The 24,350-nt window shown below is 64.6% G+C and carries 21 protein-coding genes; 6 read left to right on the plus strand and 15 right to left on the minus strand.

All coding sequences use genetic code 11. The features are described 5' to 3' along the window. Positions 1 to 133: 133 nt before the first annotated feature. Positions 134 to 1,693: an RNA-binding protein gene (locus AB6802_RS18630; protein WP_371011624.1), complete on the plus strand. Its 1,560-nt coding sequence runs from the start codon at positions 134 to 136 to the stop codon at positions 1,691 to 1,693. An 867-nt stretch (positions 1,694 to 2,560) separates the two neighbouring features. Continuing rightward, on the plus strand, positions 2,561 to 3,970 hold the full coding sequence (locus AB6802_RS18635) for an RtcB family protein (protein WP_371011625.1): 1,410 nt from the start codon (positions 2,561 to 2,563) through the stop codon (positions 3,968 to 3,970). An 87-nt stretch (positions 3,971 to 4,057) separates the two neighbouring features. On the opposite strand, the gene AB6802_RS18640 is transcribed toward AB6802_RS18635, so the two are convergent. From AB6802_RS18640 to AB6802_RS18665, 6 genes are all read right to left on the minus strand, one after another. Beyond that, on the minus strand, positions 4,058 to 4,552 hold the full coding sequence (locus AB6802_RS18640) for a hypothetical protein (RefSeq protein WP_371011626.1): 495 nt from the start codon (positions 4,550 to 4,552) through the stop codon (positions 4,058 to 4,060). A gap of 105 nt (positions 4,553 to 4,657) precedes the next feature. Then, entirely contained in the window at positions 4,658 to 6,052 is a 1,395-nt protein-coding gene (locus tag AB6802_RS18645; RefSeq protein WP_371011627.1) for a multicopper oxidase family protein, read from the minus strand. Positions 6,053 to 6,151: 99 nt separating this feature from the next. Next, entirely contained in the window at positions 6,152 to 7,087 is a 936-nt protein-coding gene (locus AB6802_RS18650; RefSeq protein ID WP_371011628.1) for a TonB family protein, read from the minus strand. Continuing rightward, positions 7,084 to 7,566 (minus strand): TonB system transport protein ExbD, encoded by a 483-nt coding sequence (exbD, locus tag AB6802_RS18655; RefSeq protein ID WP_371011629.1) that lies wholly within the window; start codon positions 7,564 to 7,566, stop codon positions 7,084 to 7,086. The genes AB6802_RS18650 and exbD overlap by 4 nt, the downstream gene beginning before the upstream one ends. A gap of 6 nt (positions 7,567 to 7,572) precedes the next feature. Continuing rightward, positions 7,573 to 8,550, minus strand: a complete 978-nt coding sequence (gene exbB, locus AB6802_RS18660; RefSeq protein ID WP_371011630.1) for a tonB-system energizer ExbB — start codon at positions 8,548 to 8,550, stop codon at positions 7,573 to 7,575. A gap of 17 nt (positions 8,551 to 8,567) precedes the next feature. Then, the gene (locus AB6802_RS18665; protein ID WP_371011631.1) at positions 8,568 to 9,350 is read right to left on the minus strand and encodes an ATP-binding cassette domain-containing protein; all 783 of its coding nucleotides are present in this window, start codon (positions 9,348 to 9,350) and stop codon (positions 8,568 to 8,570) included. Positions 9,351 to 9,639: 289 nt separating this feature from the next. On the opposite strand from AB6802_RS18665, the gene AB6802_RS18670 reads away from it, so the two are divergent. After that, positions 9,640 to 10,314, plus strand: a complete 675-nt coding sequence (locus AB6802_RS18670) for a cysteine hydrolase family protein (protein ID WP_371011632.1) — start codon at positions 9,640 to 9,642, stop codon at positions 10,312 to 10,314. Between the two features lie 7 nt (positions 10,315 to 10,321). Here the strand turns inward: AB6802_RS18670 and AB6802_RS18675 are convergent, their stop codons facing one another. Beyond that, positions 10,322 to 11,257, minus strand: coding sequence for an LLM class flavin-dependent oxidoreductase (locus AB6802_RS18675; protein WP_371011674.1), 936 nt, complete (start codon positions 11,255 to 11,257; stop codon positions 10,322 to 10,324). A gap of 157 nt (positions 11,258 to 11,414) precedes the next feature. Next, positions 11,415 to 11,564: a hypothetical protein gene (locus AB6802_RS18680; RefSeq protein ID WP_371011633.1), complete on the minus strand. Its 150-nt coding sequence runs from the start codon at positions 11,562 to 11,564 to the stop codon at positions 11,415 to 11,417. Positions 11,565 to 11,863: 299 nt separating this feature from the next. Here AB6802_RS18680 and AB6802_RS18685 point away from each other — a divergent pair, with 299 nt between their 5' ends. Continuing rightward, a complete protein-coding gene (locus tag AB6802_RS18685) occupies positions 11,864 to 12,631 on the plus strand; it encodes an SDR family NAD(P)-dependent oxidoreductase (protein ID WP_371011634.1) in 768 nt (255 codons plus the stop codon). A gap of 207 nt (positions 12,632 to 12,838) precedes the next feature. On the opposite strand, the gene AB6802_RS18690 is transcribed toward AB6802_RS18685, so the two are convergent. The 7 genes from AB6802_RS18690 to AB6802_RS18720 all read right to left on the minus strand — a co-directional run bounded on the left by AB6802_RS18690 (position 12,839) and on the right by AB6802_RS18720 (position 21,220). After that, positions 12,839 to 13,783 (minus strand): ABC transporter permease, encoded by a 945-nt coding sequence (locus AB6802_RS18690; protein ID WP_371011635.1) that lies wholly within the window; start codon positions 13,781 to 13,783, stop codon positions 12,839 to 12,841. Next, on the minus strand, positions 13,780 to 14,835 hold the full coding sequence (locus AB6802_RS18695) for an ABC transporter permease (RefSeq protein WP_371011636.1): 1,056 nt from the start codon (positions 14,833 to 14,835) through the stop codon (positions 13,780 to 13,782). Before AB6802_RS18695 ends, AB6802_RS18690 begins: the two co-directional genes overlap by 4 nt. Beyond that, positions 14,835 to 16,355 carry an ABC transporter ATP-binding protein gene (locus AB6802_RS18700; RefSeq protein WP_371011637.1) on the minus strand — a complete coding sequence of 507 codons (1,521 nt, stop codon included), beginning with the start codon at positions 16,353 to 16,355 and terminating at the stop codon, positions 14,835 to 14,837. The genes AB6802_RS18695 and AB6802_RS18700 overlap by 1 nt, the downstream gene beginning before the upstream one ends. A gap of 224 nt (positions 16,356 to 16,579) precedes the next feature. Then, positions 16,580 to 17,605, minus strand: coding sequence for a BMP family protein (locus AB6802_RS18705; protein WP_371011638.1), 1,026 nt, complete (start codon positions 17,603 to 17,605; stop codon positions 16,580 to 16,582). A 162-nt stretch (positions 17,606 to 17,767) separates the two neighbouring features. After that, positions 17,768 to 19,840 carry a 3-hydroxyacyl-CoA dehydrogenase NAD-binding domain-containing protein gene (locus AB6802_RS18710; RefSeq protein WP_371011639.1) on the minus strand — a complete coding sequence of 691 codons (2,073 nt, stop codon included), beginning with the start codon at positions 19,838 to 19,840 and terminating at the stop codon, positions 17,768 to 17,770. Positions 19,841 to 19,966: 126 nt separating this feature from the next. Further along, positions 19,967 to 20,557: a hypothetical protein gene (locus AB6802_RS18715; RefSeq protein ID WP_371011640.1), complete on the minus strand. Its 591-nt coding sequence runs from the start codon at positions 20,555 to 20,557 to the stop codon at positions 19,967 to 19,969. A 45-nt stretch (positions 20,558 to 20,602) separates the two neighbouring features. After that, positions 20,603 to 21,220: a TetR/AcrR family transcriptional regulator gene (locus AB6802_RS18720; protein WP_371011641.1), complete on the minus strand. Its 618-nt coding sequence runs from the start codon at positions 21,218 to 21,220 to the stop codon at positions 20,603 to 20,605. Between the two features lie 78 nt (positions 21,221 to 21,298). Here AB6802_RS18720 and AB6802_RS18725 point away from each other — a divergent pair, with 78 nt between their 5' ends. Then, positions 21,299 to 22,582 carry an MFS transporter gene (locus AB6802_RS18725; RefSeq protein WP_371011642.1) on the plus strand — a complete coding sequence of 428 codons (1,284 nt, stop codon included), beginning with the start codon at positions 21,299 to 21,301 and terminating at the stop codon, positions 22,580 to 22,582. A 137-nt stretch (positions 22,583 to 22,719) separates the two neighbouring features. Continuing rightward, entirely contained in the window at positions 22,720 to 24,294 is a 1,575-nt protein-coding gene (locus tag AB6802_RS18730; protein WP_371011643.1) for an alkaline phosphatase, read from the plus strand. Positions 24,295 to 24,350: the final 56 nt, after the last annotated feature.

The raw sequence follows: 24,350 nt of genomic DNA on the forward strand, positions 1-24,350 counted from the left end.
GGTCTCGCTTCCATTTTTTCTTTCGAAGTAAAATCAACAGGTTATCAAAGATGCGCATGCCTGGGACGGGCTTGCGGTCCAAACTGGCACGCGGCTTGTTATGATCCTGCTGTCAAACAAGAGGATCAGGACAATGGCAAACAAATCCGTGTTTGCGACGATAGCAGGAAAGCTGCTCCCGCCGGCTGATGCCAGAAACCATGAGGGTGCGCAGGCCTATCGCCTGTCGCCGCATCAGGCTCTGGCTCAGCTGGCGGCGACGGGAACCTTCAACGCCACGTTCTATGCCGAGCCGCGCGAGCAGCTCGACGAGGTGCTGAAGCTTGCCTGGCAGGTCGAGCCGGCATTCCTGGCCAAGACCGCGGTGCATGCGTTCGAAAAGGGCTACATGAAGGACATGCCGGCGCTGCTGTTGGCGGTGCTGTCCTTGATGCAGGGCGACGAGTTCAACCGCGCCTTCGCCCGGATCGTGCGCAACGGCAAGATGCTGCGCAACTTCGTGCAGGTGATGCGTTCCGGCGTCACCGGCCGCAAGTCGCTCGGCACGCGGCCGAAGCGTCTGGTGCAGAACTGGCTCGAACATGCGTCGGACTTCGAGATCATGCGCGCCGCGGTCGGCAACGACCCGTCGCTGGCCGATGTCGTGAAGATGGTTCATCCGAAGCCCAAGTCGGCCTCGCGTGAGGCGCTCTACGGTTATCTGATCGGCAAGCCGCATGATGTCGCCGCGCTGCCGGACGTGGTGAAGGCCTTCGAGGCCTTCAAGCGCGATCCGTCGTTGCCGGTGCCCGAAGTGCCGTTCCAGATGCTGACCTCGATGCCGCTGTCGCGCGAGCATTGGGTGCAGATCGCCCGGACGGCCGGCTGGCAGATGCTGCGGCAGAACCTCAACACCTTCGCGCGCAACGGCGTGTTCGAGGTGGAGGGTTTCGCCGAGATGCTGGCGGCTCGCCTTCGTGATCCGGATGAGGTCCGGCGCGCCAGGGTGTTCCCGTACCAGCTGATGGTGGCTTTCACCATGGCTGAGGCCGGGGTGCCCGGTGTGGTGAGGGATGCGCTGCAGGACGCGATGGAAGTCGCGCTCGGCAACGTTCCGCAGATCGATGGCAATGTGGTTGTGTGCCCGGACGTCTCGGGCTCGATGGCCTCGCCTGCGACCGGGTACCGCAAGGGCGCGACGTCGGCCGTGCGCTGCATCGATGTGGCTGCCCTGGTGGCCGCCGCGATGCTGCGGCGCAACCCGACGGCGAGGGTGTTGCCGTTCGAGAACGATGTGGTGGATATCCACCTCAACGCTCGCGATACGGTGATGACCAACGCGGCGAAGCTCGCGGCCATCGGCGGCGGCGGAACCAATTGCTCGGCGCCGCTGGCACGGCTGGTGCGTGAAAAGGCGAGGGTCGACCTGGTGGTGTTCGTTTCGGACAACCAGTCCTGGGTGGACGCCACGCATAACGCGCATCAGGGGACGGCGACGATGCAGGAATGGCAGAAGCTGAAGGGGTTGAACCCGAAAGCCAAGCTGGTCTGCATCGATATCCAGCCCTACGCCACCACGCAGGCGAAAGGCCGCGCCGACATCCTGAATGTCGGCGGCTTCTCCGACCGCGTCTTCGACGTGGTCGGCACGATGCTCGCCTCCGGCGGCGACCCGGACCATTGGGTGCGCACGATCGAGGCGGTCGAGCTTTGAAGAAATGGGTGCCGGAGGCGCGTCCGCCGGCACCCTCGAGAAACGGGCATGACGAATGCCGGTGGAACTACAGGCTGTTACCCTCCAGGTCGCGGGTTCGAATCCCGTCGGGTCCGCCACTTTGGACCCGTAGCTCAGCGGATAGAGCAGGGCCCTGTCGCAAGGCAGGGAGACGTTTCATCACTCTTGTCGTCATGCCCGACGACTTTCGCGGCTCCGGCCGCACGTGGACAAGAAGAATAGAAATCGAAGGCGCGGCGAATGCCCGATGGAACTACAGCAACACGAACGGGATGCTCCGTGAGGTTCGACTCCTCACCTTGCAGGCGCTCTCTGGCACGAGCGGGACTCCCGGTGTTTCATCATCCTTTGTCGCCGTGGCGAACCAAAGCATGAATCCAAAAGTGGATTCCGGTTTGGGAAAAGATCAGGCTCAAGAAATGGCGAATGCAGGCAGGATTACAGGTAGCGCGCCCGTCGAAAGACGGGAGGTCGGGTGTTCAAATCACTCTCTCGCTCCACGGAGCGGGGTGGCGCAGTCAAGCGTCGTCTTGCCGATCCTTGTCGCCAGCCATTGAACAAGGGCGAATACCTGCGGGAATACAGTGGTATCTGGTGGTTCGAATCCACCCGTCGGTCTGTTGACCGATCGGTTTCTCGCATCGATTTGTCGTCCGCCAGGAGTTGGAATTGCAGATGTGAATGGCGAATGCAGGCAGGACTACATGGATAGAGCGTTCGCAACGAAAGTTGCGGAAGGTCGGATGTTCGAGTCGTCCCATCCGTCTTTGCGATGGAGAGTAGCTCAGTAAATTGTCTTGCCGCCCCTTGTCGCCAGCTCGCAATGTAAAGTTGAAAGTGAAAGACATGACCGAGATTGTAAGTGGACAGGATCTGATCGACGCCGGAATGCAGCAGGGCAAGTGGTTTGCCCGGGCGCTTGTGGCGGCCAATGCCGTTCTGGAGATGGGCGGATCGCATGAGGATGCGATCGAGGTCGCGCGCGCCTGCGCGCCGCCACCGGCGATGCCGCTCAAGGCGAGCGGCTCGCTGCCGCTGCATCTCAACATCCTGGCCGAGAACGAGCATGAGGCGGCCAATGTCGAGGCTGTCAAGCGCAGCATGATCGAGCTGATGCGCACGCCCGTGGTCCGTGCCGGCGCCATCATGCCCGATGCGTGTCCGGCGGGTTCGCCCGGAACCATTCCGGTCGGCGGTGTCGCGGTGTCCGAAGGCATCCATCCCGGCATGCATTCGGCCGATATCTGCTGCTCGATGGCGATCTCGGTGTTTCCCGGCGTGGCGCCTGCCGCGCTGCTCGACGCCGTGCACGCCGTGACCCATTTCGGACCGGGCGGGCGCCAGCGCGGCCAGCAGTTCCGACCGTCGGATGCGTTGTTCCAGCGCTTCGAGGCGAACGGCCTGCTGCGCGACCTGAAGAGTGTGGCGATCGAGCATTTCGGCACGCAGGGTGACGGCAACCATTTCGCCTATGTCGGCACGCTGAAGTCGAGCGGCGAGACGGCGCTGGTCACGCATCACGGCTCGCGTTCGCCGGGCGCGCGGCTCTATGCCAAGGGCATGAAGATCGCCGAAGGCGTCCGCAGGGTGCTGTCGCCGGAGACGCTGCCGCAGAATGCCTGGATACCGGCCGATACGCGCGAAGGCGATGAGTATTGGGATGCCCTGCAAGTGATCCGCGAATGGACCAAGGGCAACCATATGCTCATTCACGATCTCACGGCCGAAAAGCTGTCGGCGAAGGTTTCGGACCGGTTCTGGAACGAGCACAACTTCGTCTTCCGCCGCTCGGACGGGCTGTTCTATCACGGCAAGGGCGCCACGCCGGCCTTCGACGACTGGGCCGACGATGCGACCGATCTGACGCTGATCCCGCTCAACATGGCGGAGCCGGTGCTGATCGTTCGCGGCAAGAATGCCGAGCACGGGCTTGGTTTCTCGCCGCATGGCGCCGGGCGCAACTTCTCGCGCACGCAGCACCGGCGCATGCAGGCCGGGCGCAGCGACGCCGAGATCTTCGCCGAGGAGACCAAGGGCATCGACGCCCGTTTCTTCAGCGGGGTAACCGATATTTCGGAGCTGCCCAGCGCCTACAAGAACGCGGCTTCGATGCGCCGCCAGATCGAGCATTTCGGCCTGGCGGAAATCGTCGACGAGGTTCTGCCCTACGGCAGCATCATGGCCGGCGATTGGGAGGCCAACGCGCCATGGCGCAAGAAGAAGGAGCGGCGCGCGGCGGAGGCGCAGCACCAGTAGCGGCGTTCAACAAGGGTGCGGGCAGCAATGCCCGCGTCCGCTCGCAAGCATCGTACCATTCTAGGCGGTGGCGTCGCTTGGTTGCACTTATCTTGAGACCGCCGGCGCTTTGTGCTGGCGTTGGCGCGCATAGGTCACGCAGGAGTCCACTGTGCTGACGCATAGCGCATCGCGGCTGTTGGGCAGGTTGTTGTCGCCGGCATAGGCGACCTCCGCAACGTGGCCGTCGAGCATGCGGATCTGCGTGTTGCAATAGCCGCCGGGAGCGACATTGACGGAACCGCCGACACCGGGAATCGCGCCGATGCCCAAGGTCGGCACCGCAATGCTGAGATTGCCACGCTGCACGGTGCGCTGGTAGGTCCAGATCTGACCGGATGGTCCCGCATCGGCGGTCGCGGTCGGAAAGCCGGCGCACATACGAATGTCGGCCTCGCTGAGGCCAACCATTTCGCGGCGCGCAGCGGCGGTGGTGACGTCCTCCCTCGCGAGCCGCGACGTGTCGTCGGGGATGACGCAGGAAGACAGGATCGGGATGCCTGCCGCAAGAAGGGCAAGTTTTCGAATGCGCGAAGATGTCATGCCGTCGGTCGGAGTTGTGTGACGCCCCGCCTGCCCTGTTGCCTACCTAGGCAATCGAGCGAACGGGTCAACCCCGCACGCCTTCACGAACCTGTCACGAGAGGCTCACACGACCCGAAGATAGCTCGTCATGCCGGTCTTCTGGTGCTCGATGATGTGGCAGTGGAGCAGCCAGTCGCCGGGGTTGTCGGCGACGAAGCCGAGCTGCACTTTCTCGTCGGGCTGGATCAGATAGGTGTCGGAGACGAACGGCTGGACCGCGCGCTTCGAGGATGACAGCACTTTGAAACTCATGCCGTGCAGATGGATCGGGTGCGCGTGCGGCGTCAGGTTCTCCATGTCGATGACATAGCTCCGGCCGAGCTTCAGCTCAGCGAGCGGCGCGGTCGGGTCGGGTGTGTCACCGGGCCACGGCACCTTGTTGATCGCCCAGAAACTGTAGCCGAGGGAGCCGCAGATGCCGTCGGCCGGCACGTTTTCGGCCGTGGCGCTGAGCGCCAGCGCAATGTGCTTCGCACTGCCGACATCCACCTCTGCCACGGGGTTCGGTTCCAGCGGAGCGAGGTCGCGGATATCGCGCTTGAGCGAGCTTCCGACCGCGCGCAGCGTCGCCAGGATCTTTGGCTTGGTGCCCCGCACATCGCGCAGGCTGACGATCGCGCCTTCGTCGTCCGGCATACGGATGGCGAGGTCGAGGCGCTGTCCAGGTCCGAGCAGCAGTGCGTCGGGTGCAAAACGCTGCGGCACCGGATTGCCGTCGAGCGCGATCACCGCCGCCTCGGCCCCGTCGACACGGAAGGCGTAGATGCGGGTGACGTCGGTGATGGCGGTACGCAACCGCACCAGGCCGCCGGCCGGCGCGTCGAATTGCGGCTCGCCTTGCCAGTTGGCGGTGCGCACCGTGCCGAATGTGCCGGTTTTTGCCGCGTCACGCGGCCGGAACGGCTCGATGAACTGGCCGTCGTCGCCGAGGCGCCAGTCGCGCAGGTTGATCACCATTTCGGCATCGAAGGCCGGATCGTTCGGGTTCTCGACCACGATCACGCCGGTCAGGCCGTGGCCCATCTGGATCAGTGTGTTGCAATGCGGGTGATACCAGAAAGTGCCGGCGTCGGGCGGGGTAAAAGCATAGTCGAAATGATCGCCCTGGTAGACATAGGGCTGCACCAGGAACGGCACGCCGTCCATCTTGTTGGGAACGCGGATGCCGTGCCAGTGGATGGTCGTCGGATCGTCGATGCCGTTGATCAATTGCGCTGCAAACGGCACGCCCTTGCGCATGCGGATCACCGGCGGCATGCCGGCTTGGCCATAGGTCAGCACATTCCTCGTTGGCGCGCCGTCCATGAGTTGCGCCTCGATGCTGGCGGTCTTCAGCAGCAGCGGATCGGGCTTGGGCGCGGCAAATCCGGTCAACCTGCCGATAGTCGCCGCGCCGAGGCCGGCGAGGCCGGCGGCGGCGGTGGTTTTGAGAAGAGTGCGGCGCGTCAGCATAGTCATCTGGCTTCGAGCGAAAGGGTTCGTGGCGTAATCCAGGATAAAGCCGGGGCCTGCAAGCATCTATCGCCAATCGCGGCATAACACTTGGAGCGACAGGGATCAGTCCCGCAAGTTGAAATAAAGCGGCGCCGTGACGCGCGTGCCGGCTTTCTCGGGCGGAGGGGCGGGCACGGTCGCGCCTTGCAGAGCGCTGAGCGCCGCTCGGTCGAGATCCGCGTCGCCCGAGGATCGCGCCAGCCGTACAGAACTTACCGAACCGGAAGCTTCGACCACGAAGGTCACGTTGGCCGTGCCTTCCGCGCGCCGCGGTCGCGCCGCATTCGGATAACGCGTGTGCCGCTTGATCCAAGCCGCCAAGCTGGAGTTCCATCTGGAACTGTCGCCGGATCTGGATGCCCCTGTCGACTTCGGTGCGGCGGCCTTGGCTTCCGCCTTGGCATCGATGCTTGCGGTCATCGATGCTTTGGGGGCGGGGGCCTTTTTTTTCTTCGGCGGCTTCGGCTTTTCGATCGGCTTCTTCTTCGCCTCTACAGGCTTTTCGACTTTCTCGACCGGCCTTGGCTCGGGCAGCGGGACGACGACGTCGGGCGAGATCGCTTCGACGGGATCGGGCACGACTTCGTCCAGCGGTTGCTGTTCGCTCAGCGCCAAGGTCTGCTCTGTCGCTTCGGCCTGCTCGGCCGTGTCGGGTTCGATCGGCGGATCCGCGTCGGGCTCGGCCTTGTCGGCGACAGGGTCGGTCACCGGGTTCGGATCGACAGGCGTTTCCTCGGCGGCGTTGGGCGGGATAGGGCTGATCGTATCCAGCACGGCGGGGTCTTCCGGCACAGAAGGCGCACTGACAAGCGGCACCATATCGACGGTCAATGCCGGCGGCGGGCCGCCGTCGGCCGTGTCGGTGAAGCTCAGATTCTGCACCGCATAGGCAACCGCCACATGCGCGGCCAGAATGATCGCGGCAGCGCTTGTCCACAAAACGGCTTCGCGCATGCCGAAGCGGGATCGAGAGGACAGGGTGGCGATCGTTTGCGTCATGGGGCCGGGCTTCCGCTCGCGGCCGGAGCGGCTCCAGCAGGCGCGGGAGCCGCATCGCTTGATGCCGTCTCCAGCCCGACCAGCGCCACCTTCAGATAGCCGGCATGGCGCAGCAGGTTCATCACCTCCATCAGATCGCCATAGCCGACCGTCTTGTCGGCGCGCAGGAAGATGCGCGTCTGCTTGTCGCCCTTGGTGCGGCTGTCGAGCGTGGCGGCAAAGGCAGGGCGCGGCACGCTGTCATTGCCGATCGCCAGCGTCAGGTCGCTTTTCAGCGTCAGGAACAGCGGCATCTCGGGCCGTGGCGCCGGCGTTGCCGTCGATCCCGGCAGGTCGACATTGACATCGACGGTCGCGAGCGGTGCCGCGACCATGAAGATGATCAAAAGCACCAGGATCACGTCGATGAACGGCGTGACGTTGATGTCGTGGGTTTCCTCGAGATCGTCGCCGGCCGTGTCGCGTATCCGCGTTGCCATCGCCGTCTACTCCGCCGCGAGCGCCGTTGCCGGCGGCACGGTGCGGAAGTCGAGATCGCGGCTGACCAGGCGCTCGACGCCGGCCGAGGCGTCGGCGAGGATCTGCTTGTAGCCAGCTATCGAGCGCGCGAAGACGTTGTAGATGACCACGGCGGGAATGGCCGCCACCAGGCCCATGGCAGTGGCAAGAAGCGCCTCGGCGATGCCCGGCGCCACCACCGCCAGGTTGGTGGTCTGGGCCTGCGAGATGCCGATGAAGGCGTTCATGATGCCCCATACGGTGCCGAACAGGCCGACGAAGGGCGCTGTCGAGCCGATGGTGGCGAGCAGGCCGGTGCCGCGTGACATGCGCCGCGACGCCGCCGCCTCGATGCGCGACAGCCGCGATGCGACGCGCTCCTTCAGGCCATCGCCAGAGACATGGTCGAGCGCGCTCGCCGAAAGTGCTGCCTCTTCCTCGGCCGCCCGCACCAGGAGCACGCCTGGACCGCCGCCATGGCCGAGCGCGCGTCTGGCCTGCATCAGCGTCGCGGCATTGCCGATGGCGTTGGCGGCGCGGCGGGCTCTGAGCCTGCCGCCGAAGATCTCCAGCGATTTGGCGAGCCAGATCGTCCAGGTGACCAGCGAGGCGAAGGCGAGGCCCACCATCACCGCCTTCACGACGATGTCGGCGGCCATGAACATGCCCCATGGCGACAAATCGTGCGGCAGCGTCAGCGAAATGGCGGAAGGTTCCTCGTTCGGGATCGTGTTCGGAGCCGGCTGGGTTGCCGCCGCCGCTGCGCCGGCGGGTGCCTCAACCACAGGTGTGGCCGGTGTCCGGGCCGCAGGCGCTGGCGTGGCCGGAGCGCCGGGCGCTGCCGGCTGTTGAACGCGCGGTTGCGTGGCTGTGGCCGGCGTCGCTGGCTGTTCCTGCGCCTCGGCGATGCCGGCCGAAAGAACGAGGGATGCGGCCAGCGCCGCGAAAAGACCGCTTCGGGACAAGGCTCGTCCTCGCTTCTTCATTGCACATAACCGATGGGCTGGCCGGTAACGGGGTGTTTCAGCACGCCCATCTCGACGCTGAAAATCTCCTTGAGCAAATCGCCCTGCATGATCTCGGCCGGCGTGCCGCGCCTCAAGAGCCGACCTTCCTTCAGCGCGATCAGCTCGTCGCAATAGCGCGCCGCCATGTTGGGGTCGTGCAGCACCACGACGACGCACAGGTCACGTTTGCGGCTGAGCTCCTTGACCAGCGCCAGCACCTCGACCTGATGGGCGATGTCGAGCGCCGAAATCGGCTCGTCGAGCAGCATGACGCCGGCATTCTGCGCCACCAGCATCGCGAGCCAGGCGCGCTGCCGCTCGCCGCCGGAGAGCTCGTCGACCAGGCGGTCGGCGAAACCGGTCATGTCAGTGAGCACCAGCGCCTCCTCGACATGCTGCCTGTCCTGCGGCCCGAAGCGGCCAAGAGCGCCGTGCCAGGGATAGCGGCCGAGCGATGCCAGCTCGCGCACGGTCATGCCGGTCGCCGCCGGCGTCGTCTGCGGCAGATAGGCCAGCGCCCGCGCCAGCTCGCGCGCGCCCCAACCCGCCAGCGGGCGTTCGGCCAAGCGGATGTCGCCAGAGCTTGCCGGCTGCTGCCGTGCCAGGAGCTTGACCAGCGTCGACTTGCCGGAGCCGTTATGGCCGATCAGCCCATAGACGCGCGAGCGCTGCAACTCCAGCGAGACCGGCCCGAGCAATGTGCGCTCGCCGACCGCAAAACTCACGGCGTCGACCTGAAAGGCTTTCTCGGCATCCATTGCAGGCAACATCCGTCTCCACGCCACCGCTGTTTAAAGCTCATGCCGGGTGGCCAATGCCGGTTGACTATGAAACATGACTTTACTAGTCAACTATAAAGGTGATTGCATCGATCAACAAATTGCGGTGGCATCCTTGCACAAGGGATTGCTGGGCGTCGGCGGCGTCTTTCGGCGCCTGCATGACGCCCAGCATCTGGCGCAGGCATAGTGACCGCGCTGGACGGCGGCGCGCCTCCCAGCCACCATGGTAGAGAGCACAAGCAGCAAGAACCGGGGCAAGCCACCGATGATCAAGGCGATACCGTTCGACTTCCCCTATGATGGCCGCCTGGTGCCACGGCACACGGCGCTGTTAGCCATCGACCTGCAGGAGGATTTCCTGTCGCCGAACGGCTATTTCGCCAGGAAGGGCTACGACCCCTCGCCGCTGCGCGCCATCCTGCCGGTGGTGAACCGGCTGATGAGCGCGGCGCGCGCGGCCGGCGTCACCATCGTCCACACCAGGCAGGGCTACCGCGCCGACATGGCGGACATGACGCCTTACGAGACATGGCGCCGCAAGCGCTCGGGCCTGGACGGCACCGATGTCCTGCTGCGCTCCGGCCCCGGCTTCCAGATTGTCGCCGATATCGAGGTGAGGCCCGAAGACATCGTCATCGACAAGACCTGCAACAGCGCCTTCACCTATACCGATCTCGAGCTGGTGCTGCGCGCGCGGGATATCACGGATCTCCTGTTCACCGGCTGCACGACCGATGTGTGCGTGCACACCACGTTGCGCGAGGCCTGCGACCGCAATTTCCAATGCCTGACGATTTCCGACGCCTGCGCCAGCGGCGACCAATATGCCCACGAAGCCGCGCTGCATATGGTGACGGTCGAGGACGGCGTGTTCGGCGCGCTCGCGGAATCGCAAGCGGTTATCGCCGCGCTGTCCAAGTTCACGAGCGCCGCGCGGTAGGTTCCAATCAGACCGGAGCGCGGGCTTCCGACGGCACCGCAAATGTCGCGGGCTGGGGAAGCTCGGCCTCACGCCGCGCCAGCGAGTTCGAGACCAGCGTGATCGTCTCATGTCCGATGCGGGTAATCTCGTTCGGGCGGTCGATGCCGCTAACCATGAACTCCTCGATACCCAGCGCGGCATAAGGCAACAGCGCCAAGGCGATCCGCGCCGGCGGTCCAGCGACCTCGACCGCTTTATGATCGGCGATACCTGTCCAGCCCTCGGGGCGAATGCGCACAGGAAGCGCGAACCGTAGCTTGCCGGCACGGCCATGCTCGGCGGCGGCACTGCGCGCGCGCTCGATCAGCCGGCGGGTCTCTTCGGGCGTGCCGGGGGCAAGCTCGAAGATGTCGGCATGCCGCCCGGCGACTTTCAGCGCGGTGCCGGACTGGCCGCCAAGGCGGATGGCGAGGTCGGCGCCATGTGGCCCCTTGCGAGGCACGAAGCCGCCTTTGACGCTGTAGAAGGCACCTTCGTGGTCGAAAGGCCTGTCGTTCGACCACAGGCGCTTCAACAGCACCAGATATTCGTCGATGCGCTGCCAGACCACGCTGTGGCCGATCGGCCGCGCCTCGGCATCGCTGTCTTCCAGCGGCTCGCTCAGCATGCGAAGCGACAAGCGGCCGCCGCCGCTGCGGTCGAGCGCCGCCAGCTGCCTTGCCGCCACGGTCGGCTCGATCACGCCTGCCCAATGCGTCAGCACCACTTCGAGCGAGCCGGTGCGGTCGAGCGTCTGGGCGGCGATATCCATGTTTGTCAGAAGTCCGGCCGAATCGTCGACGACCAGCTTGCGGAAACCGGCGTCCTCGATCAGCGACAGCCTGGTCGCGGTCTCGGCGAAATCGTAGAAGAAGCTGCCGTCGGCAGACTTTCCGGGAACATGCGTGAACTCGATCGGCATTGCCATCGCCTCCATCACGTTGGTCACCCCCGCCTCGAAAACCCTCGATTGAAAATGCATGCGCAGACATGCGACTGCGCGCCGGTTAATACCGGTCTTCAGCTCAGATTACTCAACTCAGATTGTTATTGGTGCGGAGCCTTTGGCCCCGATGCGGTCACGGAATGAGACCCAGCACCACCGCGCCGGTGAACACAAACGCGAGCGCGAAGACGAGATAGGCGAAGGTGCCGCCATAGGCGGGCCTCCAGCTTTGGTCGGCGGTCAGCCTCTGGCCCTTGCGCTGAGCGTTCTGGATGTAGGTCATGGTCGAGCCTCCGTCACGGCCATTAATCTATAAAGTTAGTAGACTTTGTCGATTGCTATTTTTCGATGATTTTTGGAACGAACTTCTCAGATTCATGGAAACGGTAGTTTTCTGTGCCCTGATCGGTGTGGAATATCCGAGCTTCCCGTGACCTCAATCGGGCTCAAAATGGCGCGAAATCAACCGATTGCGGCAGGCTTCAGGCCCAACATCCGGGCGTTCGAGTGGCCTTGGCCGTCCCCCGCGCGAAAGATAGCATCGCCTGAACACGGCCACGCGGCTTGAAAGGGAGAAGTGAGATGGGTGCAAGACTGGCGGGCAAGGTCGCTATCATTTCGGGCGGCGCGACGGGCATGGGCGGGGCGGCTTCCGAGCTGTTCGCAGCTGAAGGCGCCAAGGTGGCGATCATCGACCGCAATGGCGAGGCGGCGGCCGCGACCGCTGCCGCGGTCCGCGCGCGCGGCCATGTGGCGGAGCATTTCGTCGCCGATGTTTCCGATGAGGGACAGGTCGAGGCGGCGGTGAAGGCGGCGACGGCAAAGCTCGGACCGGTCACGGTGCTGTTCAACCATGCCGGTACGATCGTCATCAAACCATTCCTGGAGACGACGCTCCAGGAATGGGACTGGCTGCATGCCGTCAATGTCCGCTCGATGTTTTTGATGACGCGTGCGGTGCTGCCAGGCATGATTGCGGCGGGGGGCGGCTCGATCGTTTGCACCTCGTCGATCTCGGCGGTGGCGGCCACGCCCAACGAAGTGCTCTACGACACGACGAAAGGCGCCTGCCACATGTTCGCCCGCGCCATCGCGGTTGAATTCCGCGACCGCAACATCCGCTGCAACGCCGTCTGTCCCGGCTTCATTCGCACGCCGCACGGCCTGCGCGAGGTGGCCGATCTCGGCAAGCTCGGCGTCGATGTTTCCGATGCAGCGCTGGCGGCGCAGCAGGGGCGGATCGGCGAGCCGGAAGAGGTGGCCAAGGCGGCGCTGTTCTTGGCCAGCGACGAATCCAGCTTCGTCAACGGCGCGCATCTGTTCGTCGACAACGCGTTCACGGCGATCTGAGGCATCCTACAGCTTGGCGCCCTTCCTCTCCCCCGTCGATCGGGGGAGAGGTGTCGAGCGCAGCTCGACGGAGTGGGGGTCGACCGTTGGCGCGGTGCGGGAAGATTCTATGCAAACATCCGTCGGTGACGGTTGCCAGGTGGTTCCCCCACTCCGTCGCCGCTTCGCGGCGCCACCTCTCCCCCCTCCGGAGGGAGAGGAAGGGAGCTACCGTTCCTCTCGCCTGAACGGCTTCAACAACGCCGATGGCGCGACCGCGTTGCGCGACATGATCGCCATGGCGACGATGGTGAAGATGAAAGGCAGCATCAGGAAGGCTTCATAGGGGATATGGCCGAGCCCGCTCGCCTGCATCCGGAGCTGCAGCGCATCGACGAAGGCGAAGAGCAGTGCGGCACCCGCCAAGCGCCATGGGTCCCAGCGGCCGAACACGACCAGCGCGATCGCCACCCAGCCGCGTCCCGACACGACGCCGAAGGTGAAGGCGTTGAACTGCGCCATGGTTAGGAAAGCGCCGGCGAGCCCCATCAGCGCGCCGCCGAGGATGACGGCTTGGAAGCGGGTGGCAATGACGCTGACGCCGGCGGAATCGGCCGCGCGCGGGTTCTCGCCGACCATGCGCACCGACAGCCCCCAGGGCGTGCGGTAGAGCACGAAGGCGCCAAGCGGGATGGCCAGGATCGCCATGTAGACCAGCGCAAACTGGTTGAACACCGCCTGGCCTAGCACAGGAATGTCGGACAGGACGGGTATCGGTACTGTCTCGAATCCCTTGATGCTCGGCGGCACCGATTGCTGGCCGAAGATCAGCCGGTAGAGGAAATAAGCGAGGCCCGACGAGAACAGCGTCACACCGATGCCGCAGACATGCTGGCTCAAGCCGAGCGCCACCGTAAACAGCGCGTGCAGCGCGCCCATCGCCATGCCGGTCAGCACCGCCACCAGCACGCCGAACCACAGGCTGCCGCTCAAGCTGGCGGCGGTGAAGCCAGCCATGGCCGACAAGAGCATGATGCCTTCGATGCCGAGATTGAGCACGCCGGCGCGCTCGGAAAACATTTCACCGAGCGTGGCAAAGGCCAGCGGCGTGGCGATGCGAATGATGGCGGCGAGGAAGCCGAGCTGGAAAATCTGCTCGAACACGGCGCTCATGACGAGGCTCCGACCCGGCGGATGCGGTAGGCGGTGAAGAGCAGCGCCACCAGCATGGCGAGCAGCGCCGTGCCCTGGATGACGTCGCTGAGGAAAGCCGGCACGCCGGTCGCGCGCGACATCGCCTCGGCGCCGGTCATGACGGCGGCGAGGAAGATCGCCGCCGGCACCACGCCGAGCGGATTGAGCCGGGCCAGCATCGCAACGACGATGCCGGAATAGCCGTAGCCCGGCGAGATGTCGCTCATCACCTGGAAGTGCACGCCGCCGACTTCGCCGACGCCAGCGAGGCCGGCCAACGCGCCGGAGAGCAGTGCGGTGGAAATGAGCACGCGCTTAACGTTGATGCCGCCATAGCGCGCGGCTTCCGGGTTCTCGCCGGTGACGCGGATGCGGAAACCGAGCGTGGTGCGCGCGATCAGGAACCAGCAAACGGGCGCGGCGATCAGCGCCGCGATGACGCCGAGATGCAGCCTGGTGCCTTCGATCAGCACCGGGAAATTGGCTGAATCCTCGATCGGCGGCGAGATCGGATAGCCGCTGAAGGTGTCCTTCCACGGCCCTTCGATCAGCGCCATCAGGGCGTAGTAGATGACCGAGTTCAAGAGCAGCGAGCTTACGACATCGTCGACTTTGAATTTGACGCGCAGCGTCGCCGGCACAAGGGCGACGAGGGCGCCGGCGACGGCACCGGCAACAGCCATCAAAAGCATGGCGAGGTAGCCCGGCATCGGGATGGCGCCGACAAAGCAGCTTGCAACAGCACCCGCCAGCAACTGGCCTTCGGCGCCGATGTTCCAGAATTTGGCGCGGAAGGCGACCGCCACCGCCAGGCCGGTGAAGATCATGGGCGCGGCGCGCACCAGCGTCTCGGTGATGGCGTAGCTGTCGCCGAGCGAGGCCGACAGCATCACGCCATAGGCTTCGACAACGCCGGCACCGGCGATCGCGATCAGGCCGCTGCACAGCACCAGCGTCGCCGCGATGGCGATGAGCGGCAGCGCGAGATTGAACCAGGCGGGCGTGGCGCTGCGGGCTTCGAGCCGGAACATCAGGCGGCCTCCTCGGCATGTCCGGCCCCGGTCATCATCAGGCCGAGCCTGGCGACGGTCGCGTCCGCGCTGTCCAGCGTGCCGGCGATGCGGCCTTCATACATCACCGCGATGCGATCGCAGAGCACCAGCAATTCCTCTAGGTCCTCGCCGATGACGATGATGCCGCAACCCTTGGCGCGCATGTCGAGGAATTTTTCGTGGATGAAACGGGCCGCACCGATGTCGAGCCCGCGCGTCGGCTGCGAGACGATGAGAACCTTGGGGTCGAAGGCGAGCTCACGCGCCAGCAGCGCCTTCTGCAAATTCCCGCCGGACAAAGCGCCGGCACGCACCATAGGGCCCGGGCAGCGAATGTCGTAAGCCTTGATCTGCGCCTCGGCAAAGGCGCGGATCGCAGCGGGATTGAGCAGCCCGTTGCGGCTGAAGGCATCGGTGCCGATGCGTGGCAGCACCATGGAATCGGCGAGCGGCAGATTGGTCACCAGGCCGGTCGTCATGCGGTCTTCCGGAATGCGACCGAGGCCGAGCGCCTGCAGTTCGCGCGGCGCGAACTGCGTCACTTGTTTGCCAGCTATCGTCATGGTGCCCGCCTTTGGCGCCAGCATGCCGGAGATCAAGTCGGCGAGCGCGCGCTGGCCGTTGCCGGAAACGCCGGCAACGCCGAGGATCTCGCCGGAGCGGACGAACAGCGAGACGTCGCGCAATGGCGTGCCGGCATGGCTGGCGGTGGATATGCCGTCGAGCGTCAGCACGGCGGCGCCGATGGTCGAGGCTCCCCTGGTCGGCGGCACGATTTCGTGGCCACACATCAGTTCCGCCATGGCGGCAGATGTCGTGTTGGCCGGATCGTCGACACGGCCCGCGACCTTGCCGTGGCGCAGCACGACGCAGCGATGCGTCAGCGCCCGGACCTCGTTCAGCTTGTGCGAGATGAAGATGATGCCGAGCCCCTGTGCCGCCATGGAACGCAAAGCGGCGAACAGGCCATCGACCTCACTCGGCGCCAGCACCGCTGTCGGTTCGTCGAGGATCAAAAGCCTGGCGCCGCGAAACAGCGCCTTGATGATTTCCAGACGCTGCTGCTCACCAACCGACAATGCCGAGACCGGCAGGTTCGGATCCAGGCTCAACCCATGCTGGCGGCCGATTTCCTGCAGCCGCGCCAGTCCACCGGCGCGATCGATACGGCCGGATTTTCCCGGAATACCGATCAGCAGGTTTTCCAGAACCGTCAGGCGCGGCGCGAGATGGAAATGCTGGTGCACCATGCCGATGCCGGCGGCAAGAGCGTCGGCGGAGCTGTGGATGGCGACAGGCCTGCCCTCGACGAGTATTTCGCCGGCATCCGGCGCATAGGCGCCAAACAGCACGTTCATCAGCGTCGTCTTGCCGGCGCCGTTCTCGCCCAGAAGGCCGAGGATTTCGCCGGGCGCGACGCTGAGATCGACAGCCTCGTTCGCCGTGACGGCGCCGAAGATCTTGGTGATGCCGCGCATTTCGATGAGAGGGACGGACAAGGGTGCTCCCTGGATTTGCGATCCCGAGGGCAGCGCGAGGCCCCCCTCTCTGGCCTGCCGGCCATCTCCCCCTCAAGGGGGGAGATCAGATGTCACGCCGGCTTTCGCCAACTTTCAACGTTGAAAAGATCGAGCGTCGTCGACGAAGCCGCCAATCTCCCCCCTTGAGGGGAGATGCCCGGCAGGGCAGAGAGGGGGGCCTCGCGCCACCCCTCAACAAGGCATCAATCCGAAACCGGCGTGTTCTCGTCGACGTCGACGCGGAAATTGCCTTCGAGGATCTCGGCCTTCTTCTTCTCGACCAGGTCCTTGACCTCGGCAGGCAGCGTCTTGTCGAATTTGTGCAAGGGCGCCAGATACGAGCCGCCCTTGGCCATGCGCGAGAAATCGCCATAATCCTGCGCGGTGAAGACGCCGGCCTTGACCAATTTGATCGCCTGCTCGACCGTCGGGTACATGTCCCAGACAGGGCCGGTGATGACTGTGTCCGGGCCGAGGCTCGATTGGTCGGACATATTGGAGATGGCGTAGATCTTCTTTTCCACCGCCGCCTCGATGACGCCGAAACGCTCGGCATAGATGACGTCGACGCCGGCGTCGATCTGCGCCACGGCAGCTTCCTTGGCCTTGGGCGGATCGAAGAAGGAGCCGATGAAGGCGACCTTCTTCTTGACGTTCGGGTTCACCTCCTTGGCGCCGGCAAAGAAGGCGTTGACCAGCCGGTTCACTTCCGGAATGCCCATCGCCGCAACCGCGCCGACCGTGCCCGACTTCGACATCTTTCCCGCGATCATGCCGGAGAGGTAGGCCGGCTCGTGGATCCAGTTGTCGAAGACGCCGAAATTGGGCTCGGCGGGCCCAGCGCCGGAGCCGAAGAGCCAGGCCGTCTTCGGGAACTGCTTGGCGGTCTTGCGCGATTCACGCTCGGCGGCGAAGGCATCGCCCAAAACCAATTGATAGCCGCCCTGCGCATATTCGCGCATCACGCGGCTGAAGTCGGCGGTCTGGACCTTCTCCGACCATTTGTAGTCGATGCCCAGCTCCTTCTCGGCCCTCTGCAAGGCGACGTGGATCTGGTTGTCCCACGGCTCCTCGATCGGCGTGGCGAAGATCGCCGCCACCTTCAGCTTCTTGTCCTTGGCAAAGGCCGCACCCGGCAGGACGGAAGCGGCGAGGCCAAGCGCGCCGAGTTCCAGCACGTTGCGCCGCGACAGGCTCGTGCGTTGCGTTTTGCTACGTTCGTTTTCCATTGAAGTGCCCCTCTGTTCGACAGCCGTGTCGAGCCGGCTGTTCCAAATGTCAGACGCTGAGGACTATGGAACGATGCCTGAGTTTTGTCCACATGGTCAAATTTGGCGACGGCGTTTGGTGAGAGCCAGCGAGGTCGGCGCGAAGGAACGCGGCGCCTGTCCTTATCCGTTCGGGACACTCTCCCACGACCCCGTCACGGCAAACCGCCTCAGCGCCGGAGCCGGCTCGAAGACCGGCCGCCCCGTTTGCCGGTGCCAATACTCCAGCCGCTCGACGATCTTCGCCGCCCCCTGGAGCCCGGCCCAGAACATCGGCCCGCCCTTGCCGATCGGGAAGCCGTAGCCATTCACCCAGACGACATCGATATCGGACGCGCGCGCCGCGATGCCTTCCTCGAGGATTTTCGCGCCCTCGTTGACCAAGGGATACAGCGTGCGCTCAAGGATTTCGTCCGGGCCAATGTTGCGCTGTGCGATCCCCAGATCTGCCGCCTTCGTCCGGATCAGCGCTTCGACATCCGGATCGGCAACCGGCTCGCGCGCGCCGCTGTCATAGCGATACCAGCCGCGGCCGGTCTTCTGGCCGAAGCGGCCCTGCTCGCAGAGCGTATCGGCGATCGCCGCCGTCAGGCCGCGCGCCTTGCGGTTGCGCCAGCTGATATCGAGTCCGGCGAGATCGCCCATCTGGAACGGTCCCATCGGCCAGCCGAAATCGGTGAACGCCTTGTCGACCTCGCTCGGTGCAGCGCCTTCGAGCAGCAGGAATTCGTTTTCCGCGCCGCGCGCGGCCAGCATGCGGTTGCCGACGAAACCGTGGCAGACGCCGACGACGACCGGCACCTTGCCGATGCGCCGGGCGAGATCGGTCACCGTCGCCAGCGCGTCGGGAGCCGTCTTTTCAGCGCGCACGATCTCGAGCAGCTTCATGATATTGGCCGGCGAGAAGAAATGCAGGCCGAGCATGTCCCGTGGACGCGAGGTCGAGGCTGCGATCTCATTGACGTCGAGATAGGAGGTGTTGGTGGCAAGGATGGCGCCGGGCCTGGCGACGCCATCGACCTTGCCGAACACTTCTTTCTTGACCGCCATATCCTCGAAGACGGCTTCGACGATCAGATCGCAATCGGCAAGATCGGCATAGTCGGTGCTGGCCTTGAACAGGCCGAGCCGCTTCTGCTTTGCTTCCTCCGTCAGCGAGCCGCGGCTGACCGAAACGGCATAATTCTTCTCGATCGTCGCCAGCCCGCGCTGCAGCGGCTCCGCGCTGGTCTCCAGCAAGGTCACCGGGAAGCCGCCATTGGCGAAAGCCATGGCGATGCCGCCGCCCATCGTGCCGGCGCCGATGATGCCGACGCGGGCAATCTTTCGCTTCTGCACATCCTTGCCGGGTATCTTCGCCGCCTCGCGCTCGGCAAAGAACAGATGCCGCTGCGCCCGCGACTGGTCGCCGGAAACGAGTTTCAGGAAGAGCTGGCGCTCGGCGGCCAGCGCCGCGTCGAAAGGCAAAGTGATGGCGTTGCGGACAGCCTCGGCGCAGGCGAGCGGCGCCTCCAGCCCGCGGGCTTTCCTGGCGAGGTCAGCCGCCTGGGCGTCGAAAGCAGCCAGATCGGTTTCGGCCAGACGGTTGTTGCGATCACGCACGGGCACGAATGCTTCACCCCGGGAGGCCATTTCGCTGGCGAAACGAACGGTCTGCGCCAACAGATCGCCGTCGAAAACAGAGTCAACAAGACTAGCGGTCTTTGCCTCGCTGGCCGAAATCGGCGTTCCGGAAACGATCATGCCAAGCGCTTTAGCCGCGCCGACCAGGCGTGGCAGTCGCACCGTGCCGCCACCACCCGGCAGCAGGCCGAGCTTGACCTCCGGCAGGCCGAGCTTGGCGCCATGATCGGTGACGCGGAAATGGCAGCCGAGCGCCAGTTCCAATCCACCGCCCAATGCCGTGCCGTGGATGGCCGCAACCGTCGGCTTGGCGATCGTCTCCAACAAAGCGATGATGGCGCGCAATTCGGGCTGCTCCAGCGGCTTGCCGAATTCGGTGATGTCGGCGCCGGCGACAAAAGTCCGCCCGGCGCAGGCGATGACGATCGCCTTGGCGGCGGGATCGTCGCGCAGCGCGGCAAGCGCCTCATAGAGCGGTTTGCGGACGTGGAAGCTCAGCGCGTTGACCGGCGGATTGTCGATGGTGACCACCGCGACGCCGTTGTCGCTTGCGACGCTGACAAAATTGGACAAGCGGAAATCCTCCGAGATCGGTCGTGATCGGGGAAGGATTACTAGGCGCCGACGCTGATGGGAACCCGATGCGGCCCTGGCCTAACAGTTGGCGCCCCGATGCCGGCTGACCGCCTCACTGCTGCGCTAATTATCCACCCGGCCGAAATCCGGCACGCTGCCGATGACCTCGCGCTTGTCCTTGCCGCAGGCGAACGTCTTTGCCTTCTCATCGGCGAGCTTGCGGGCCTGGTCGTTGGCCTGCGGGTTGCCGGTGGCTAACACCAGGCCGATCGTGCAGCCCTCATGCTGCTCGGGCTGCGCCACTTTGGCGACGACCAGCACGTCGATCGACTTCTTGTCGTCCTCGGGATTGCTGACGGAGCGGCGGTGGATGGCCGCGTAGGGGACGGCGATGTCGCCCTTGGTCTCAACGCGCCATTCCACCTTCGGCCCGGAGCCGTTGAAGGCGGAAAAGCTTTCCCAGACGGCGGTCATGTCGTCTGACGGAAAGCCGTAATAGACGGACTCGCGCGCATCGTCGTAGTTGATCAGCACCGGGTAGCCGCGATAGCCGGAGCAGACGAGGTTTGCCCAGTCGCCATCACCCTGTTCAGCCTGGGCATAGGTCACGCAATCCTTCTTGGAGTCGAGATCGGTGTAGGCGCTGGAAATGTCGCCGGCATGGGCCGCCTGGCAGAAGCAGGCGAGGGCAAGCGGGATCAGAAGAGCACGCATGGCGAACGTCTCCGGTGGAGGTCGCCGCGAGCCTAGCGCCAATCGCTATTTCTTCAAGCTGGCTTCGATCAACAGGTCGGCGTTGCGGGCGACAGTAGCCGCCGGGCCTCCAAGGCCGAAGAGCTGGCCGCTGATATAGGCGCCTTCGATCAGGAGCAGCAGGCCGTCGCCCAGCGTATCGGCATCGGGCGCGCCAATCGCCTTGGCCATTGCGCGCAGGCGCCGGCGCAATTCCAGCTTGTTGTTTTCACTCACCACCCGCGCGGGATGGCCGTGCTCGGGATATTCAACGGCCGCATTGGTCATGCCGCAGCCGCGATAGTCGGGTTTCTGCGTGCGTTTGCCGACGCGTGTCAGGAAGGCGATGATCTGCGCGCGCGGATCGCCAGGATGCGCGTCGACGGCCTCGTCGAAGCGCTCCCAGAATTCGAGATCGTATTTGCGCAGATAGGAGGCGGCGAGCTCATCCTTGGACGGAAAGCTGCGATAAAGGCTCGGCTTGGTAACGCCGGCTCGCCTGACGATCTCGTCGACGCCGATCGCCCTTATGCCTTCGCGATAGAACAGGTCGAACGCCACATCGAGGATTTTGTCGGCCGCCTTTGGCGCTGTGGCGGAGCGCGCTTCGCTGATCGACGCTTCAATATTATTGTCGGATGGCATGCAAACAACTCGCTTGACAATGTTACTGACCGGTACGTATGTAGGGCGACACCCAATTGCAACGTACCGGTCAGTAACATGATAGCTCAGTCCCGTCCGTTTGGCCAGCGCTACGCCTTTGTCGTCGTCGCCGTCATTTTCTTCTGCCTGCTGATCGCGGCCGGGCTTCGCTCTGCGCCTTCGGTGATGATGATTCCGCTGGAGGAAAGCTTCGGCTGGCGCCGTGACGTGACCTCCTGGGCCGCGAGCATCGGCATCCTGCTCTATGGCCTGACCGGCCCGTTCGCAGCAGCGCTGATGGAGCGTGTGGGCATGCGCCGCACGCTGCTCGGCGCACTGCTGGTGATGTCGGGCTCGACCGCGCTCAGCCTGTTCATGACGCAGCCCTGGCATCTCTTCGTGACCTGGGGCGTGTTTTCCGGCATCGGCTCGGGCGCGGTGGCAAGCGTGCTTGGCGCCACTATCGTCAACCGCTGGTTCAAGACCAATCGCGGCCTGGTGATGGGACTGATGTCGGCTTCCAGCGCCACCGGCATGCTTGTCTTCCTGCCGCTGATTGCCTCGCTGGCGCAAAGCGGCGGCTGGAAACCCGTCGCCATTGCGGTGGCCCTGGCGACAGCCGCGCTCATTCCGTTCGTGCTCCTGCTGGTGCCCGAGCGTCCGGCCTCGATCGGCCTGGTGCGCTATGGCGCCGACGCCGATGACGTGCCCCCGGTGTCGCCGGCATCGCAAGGTAATTTCCTGGCGCACACGCTGAACACGCTGCGCCGCGCCGCCGGCACGCGCGTGTTCTGGTATCTGTTCGCCACCTTTTTCATCTGCGGCTTCACCACCAACGGCCTCGTCGGCACGCATCTCATCGCCTTCTGCGGCGACATGGGTATTCCGGAAGTGAAGGCGGCCGGGTTGCTGTCGCTGATGGGCATTTTCGACCTGATCGGCACGACTTTGTCCGGCTGGCTCACCGACCGCTTCGATCCGCGCAAGCTGCTCGGCGTCTACTATGCCATCCGCGGCCTGTCGTTGATCTACCTGCCTTATTCCGGCTTTTCGGGAACCAGCCTGATCATCTTTGCCGTGCTCTATGGGCTCGACTGGATCGCCACGGTGCCGCCGACTCTGCGGCTTGCCAACGAAGCCTTCGGCGACCGCAGCGGGCCGATCGTGTTCGGCTGGATCGTCGCCGGCCACCAGATCGGCGCGGCGGCGGCCGCGGCCTTTGGCGGGACGATGCGCGAGCTGCAGGGCAATTACGAGCTGGCGTTCCTGATCGCCGGCATGACGGGAATTGCAGCGGCCTGCATCTCGCTCTTGATCAACACGAGCAGGCCGGCGTTCGATCCCGAGCCGCAGGCCGCCTGAGGCGCGCTTTCCCTTCTCCCACAAGGGGAGAAGGAAGAGCTGTTCACTGTTATCAAAAGTTCATGGTTCCGAGACACGCCTGAAACATTGAGGCTGGAGCTTGGCGGGGATGTTCGAACGCCATCCTGGAGACAGCCATGAACAAGCTTTCGCTTACCCGCCGCGCTTTCGTCACTTCGGCCAGCGCTTTCGGCCTTGTCGGCGCCTCCGGGCTCGCGCTGCCTTATTATTCGCGCGCCAGCCAGCGTCCGGCCTTCACCCATGGCGTGCAGTCGGGCGACGTCGACGCCAATTCCGGCATGGTGTGGACGCGCACGGATCGTCCGGCGCGCGTGATGTATGAAGTGTCGACGACCGAAAGCTTCACCAATGCCACCAGGCTTGCCAGCCTCGATACGTCGCCGGCCAGCGATTACACCGTCAAGCGGCTGCTCACCGATCTCGCTTCGGACCAGGACATCTTCTACCGCATGATTGCGGCCGACCTCTCCGATGTCAACGCCGTCTCCGAGCCGATCGTCGGCCGCTTCCGCACCGCGCCGTCGTCCAAGCGCGACGTGCGCTTCGCCTGGTCGGGCGATACCGCAGGCCAGGGTTGGGGCATCGACGAAACCGGCATGAAGACCTATTCGACCATTGCCAAGCACACGCCGGACTTCTTCCTGCATTCGGGCGACACGATCTATGCCGACGGCGCCATGAAGGATGAGGTCGACCTGCCCGGCGGCGGCAAGTGGAAAAACGTCGTGCTCATCGACGGCAAGCGCAAAGTCGCCGAGACGCTGGACGAGTACCGCGACCAGTGGAAGTACAACATGATGGACAAGCATGTGCTTGGCCTCTCCGCCATCTGCCCGACCTTCTACCAGTGGGACGACCATGAGGTGCTGAACAACTGGTCGGATTCGAAGAACCTCACCGCCGACGACCGCTACAAGGAAAAGTCGATCCATGTGCCGGCCGCGCGGGCGGCGCGCGCTTTCCATGAGATGACCACCATCCGCTACGAGCCGTCGGAGCCGGGCCGCGTCTATCGCAAGATCTCGCACGGGCCGCTGCTCGACATGTTCTTCCTCGACATGCGGTCCTATCGCGGCCCGAACGGTCCGGATCTCGAGGAAACGCTGACGCCGAAGTCGCGCATGATCGGCGAAGAGCAGTCAAAGTGGCTGAAGCGCGAACTCGCCAACTCCAAGGCGACCTGGAAGATCATCGCCGCCGACATGCCGCTCAGCCTCGTGGTCTGGGACGACGCGGCGAAGAAGGTCGGCTTCGAGGCCGTCAGCAACAACGACAATGGCGCGCCGAAAGGCCGCGAGCTCGAATTCGCCGATGTGCTGCGCTTCATCAAGAATGCCGGCATCACCAACACGGTGTGGCTGACCGCCGACGTGCACTACACGGCCGCGCACTACTACAACCCCGACAAGGCGCAGTTCCAGGATTTCAATCCGTTCTGGGAATTCGTCTCCGGCCCGATCCATGCCGGTACGTTCGGCCCCAACGATCTCGACATGACTTTTGGGCCGGAGCTGAAGTTCATCAAGGCGCCGACCGCCGAGCAAGGCCAGAACCTGCCGCCGTCGGCCGGCCTGCAGTTCTTCGGGCTGGTCGATATTTCAGGCGCGACGGAACAGCTCACGGTGCGGCTGATGGACCGCGACGACAACGAGCTCTACAAGGTGACGCTCGACCCGGTGCGGTCGGCTTAGGCTGCGTCGATATTCAGGTGATGCCGGCCTGACCTGAATCTCAACGCACCCCCGGC

Source organism: Mesorhizobium sp. RCC_202, from assembly GCF_041355295.1.
Taxonomy (GTDB): domain Bacteria; phylum Pseudomonadota; class Alphaproteobacteria; order Rhizobiales; family Rhizobiaceae; genus Mesorhizobium.

Bases quoted from the DNA above. Each gene is read 5' to 3' on its own strand.
- AB6802_RS18715 (WP_371011640.1), bottom strand. From the start codon at position 20,557: ATGCGTGCTCTTCTGATCCCGCTTGCCCTCGCCTGCTTCTGCCAGGCG.
- AB6802_RS18650 (WP_371011628.1), bottom strand. From the start codon at position 7,087: ATGACGCAAACGATCGCCACCCTGTCCTCTCGATCCCGCTTCGGCATG.
- AB6802_RS18685 (WP_371011634.1), top strand. From the start codon at position 11,864: ATGGGTGCAAGACTGGCGGGCAAGGTCGCTATCATTTCGGGCGGCGCG.
- AB6802_RS18675 (WP_371011674.1), bottom strand. From the start codon at position 11,257: ATGCCGATCGAGTTCACGCATGTTCCCGGAAAGTCTGCCGACGGCAGC.
- AB6802_RS18725 (WP_371011642.1), top strand. From the start codon at position 21,299: ATGATAGCTCAGTCCCGTCCGTTTGGCCAGCGCTACGCCTTTGTCGTC.
- AB6802_RS18705 (WP_371011638.1), bottom strand. From the start codon at position 17,605: ATGGAAAACGAACGTAGCAAAACGCAACGCACGAGCCTGTCGCGGCGC.
- AB6802_RS18670 (WP_371011632.1), top strand. From the start codon at position 9,640: ATGATCAAGGCGATACCGTTCGACTTCCCCTATGATGGCCGCCTGGTG.
- AB6802_RS18640 (WP_371011626.1), bottom strand. From the start codon at position 4,552: ATGACATCTTCGCGCATTCGAAAACTTGCCCTTCTTGCGGCAGGCATC.
- AB6802_RS18695 (WP_371011636.1), bottom strand. From the start codon at position 14,835: ATGTTCCGGCTCGAAGCCCGCAGCGCCACGCCCGCCTGGTTCAATCTC.
- AB6802_RS18690 (WP_371011635.1), bottom strand. From the start codon at position 13,783: ATGAGCGCCGTGTTCGAGCAGATTTTCCAGCTCGGCTTCCTCGCCGCC.
- AB6802_RS18730 (WP_371011643.1), top strand. From the start codon at position 22,720: ATGAACAAGCTTTCGCTTACCCGCCGCGCTTTCGTCACTTCGGCCAGC.
- AB6802_RS18665 (WP_371011631.1), bottom strand. From the start codon at position 9,350: ATGGATGCCGAGAAAGCCTTTCAGGTCGACGCCGTGAGTTTTGCGGTC.
- AB6802_RS18720 (WP_371011641.1), bottom strand. From the start codon at position 21,220: ATGCCATCCGACAATAATATTGAAGCGTCGATCAGCGAAGCGCGCTCC.
- AB6802_RS18630 (WP_371011624.1), top strand. From the start codon at position 134: ATGGCAAACAAATCCGTGTTTGCGACGATAGCAGGAAAGCTGCTCCCG.
- AB6802_RS18635 (WP_371011625.1), top strand. From the start codon at position 2,561: ATGACCGAGATTGTAAGTGGACAGGATCTGATCGACGCCGGAATGCAG.
- exbD (WP_371011629.1), bottom strand. From the start codon at position 7,566: ATGGCAACGCGGATACGCGACACGGCCGGCGACGATCTCGAGGAAACC.
- AB6802_RS18645 (WP_371011627.1), bottom strand. From the start codon at position 6,052: ATGACTATGCTGACGCGCCGCACTCTTCTCAAAACCACCGCCGCCGCC.
- AB6802_RS18680 (WP_371011633.1), bottom strand. From the start codon at position 11,564: ATGACCTACATCCAGAACGCTCAGCGCAAGGGCCAGAGGCTGACCGCC.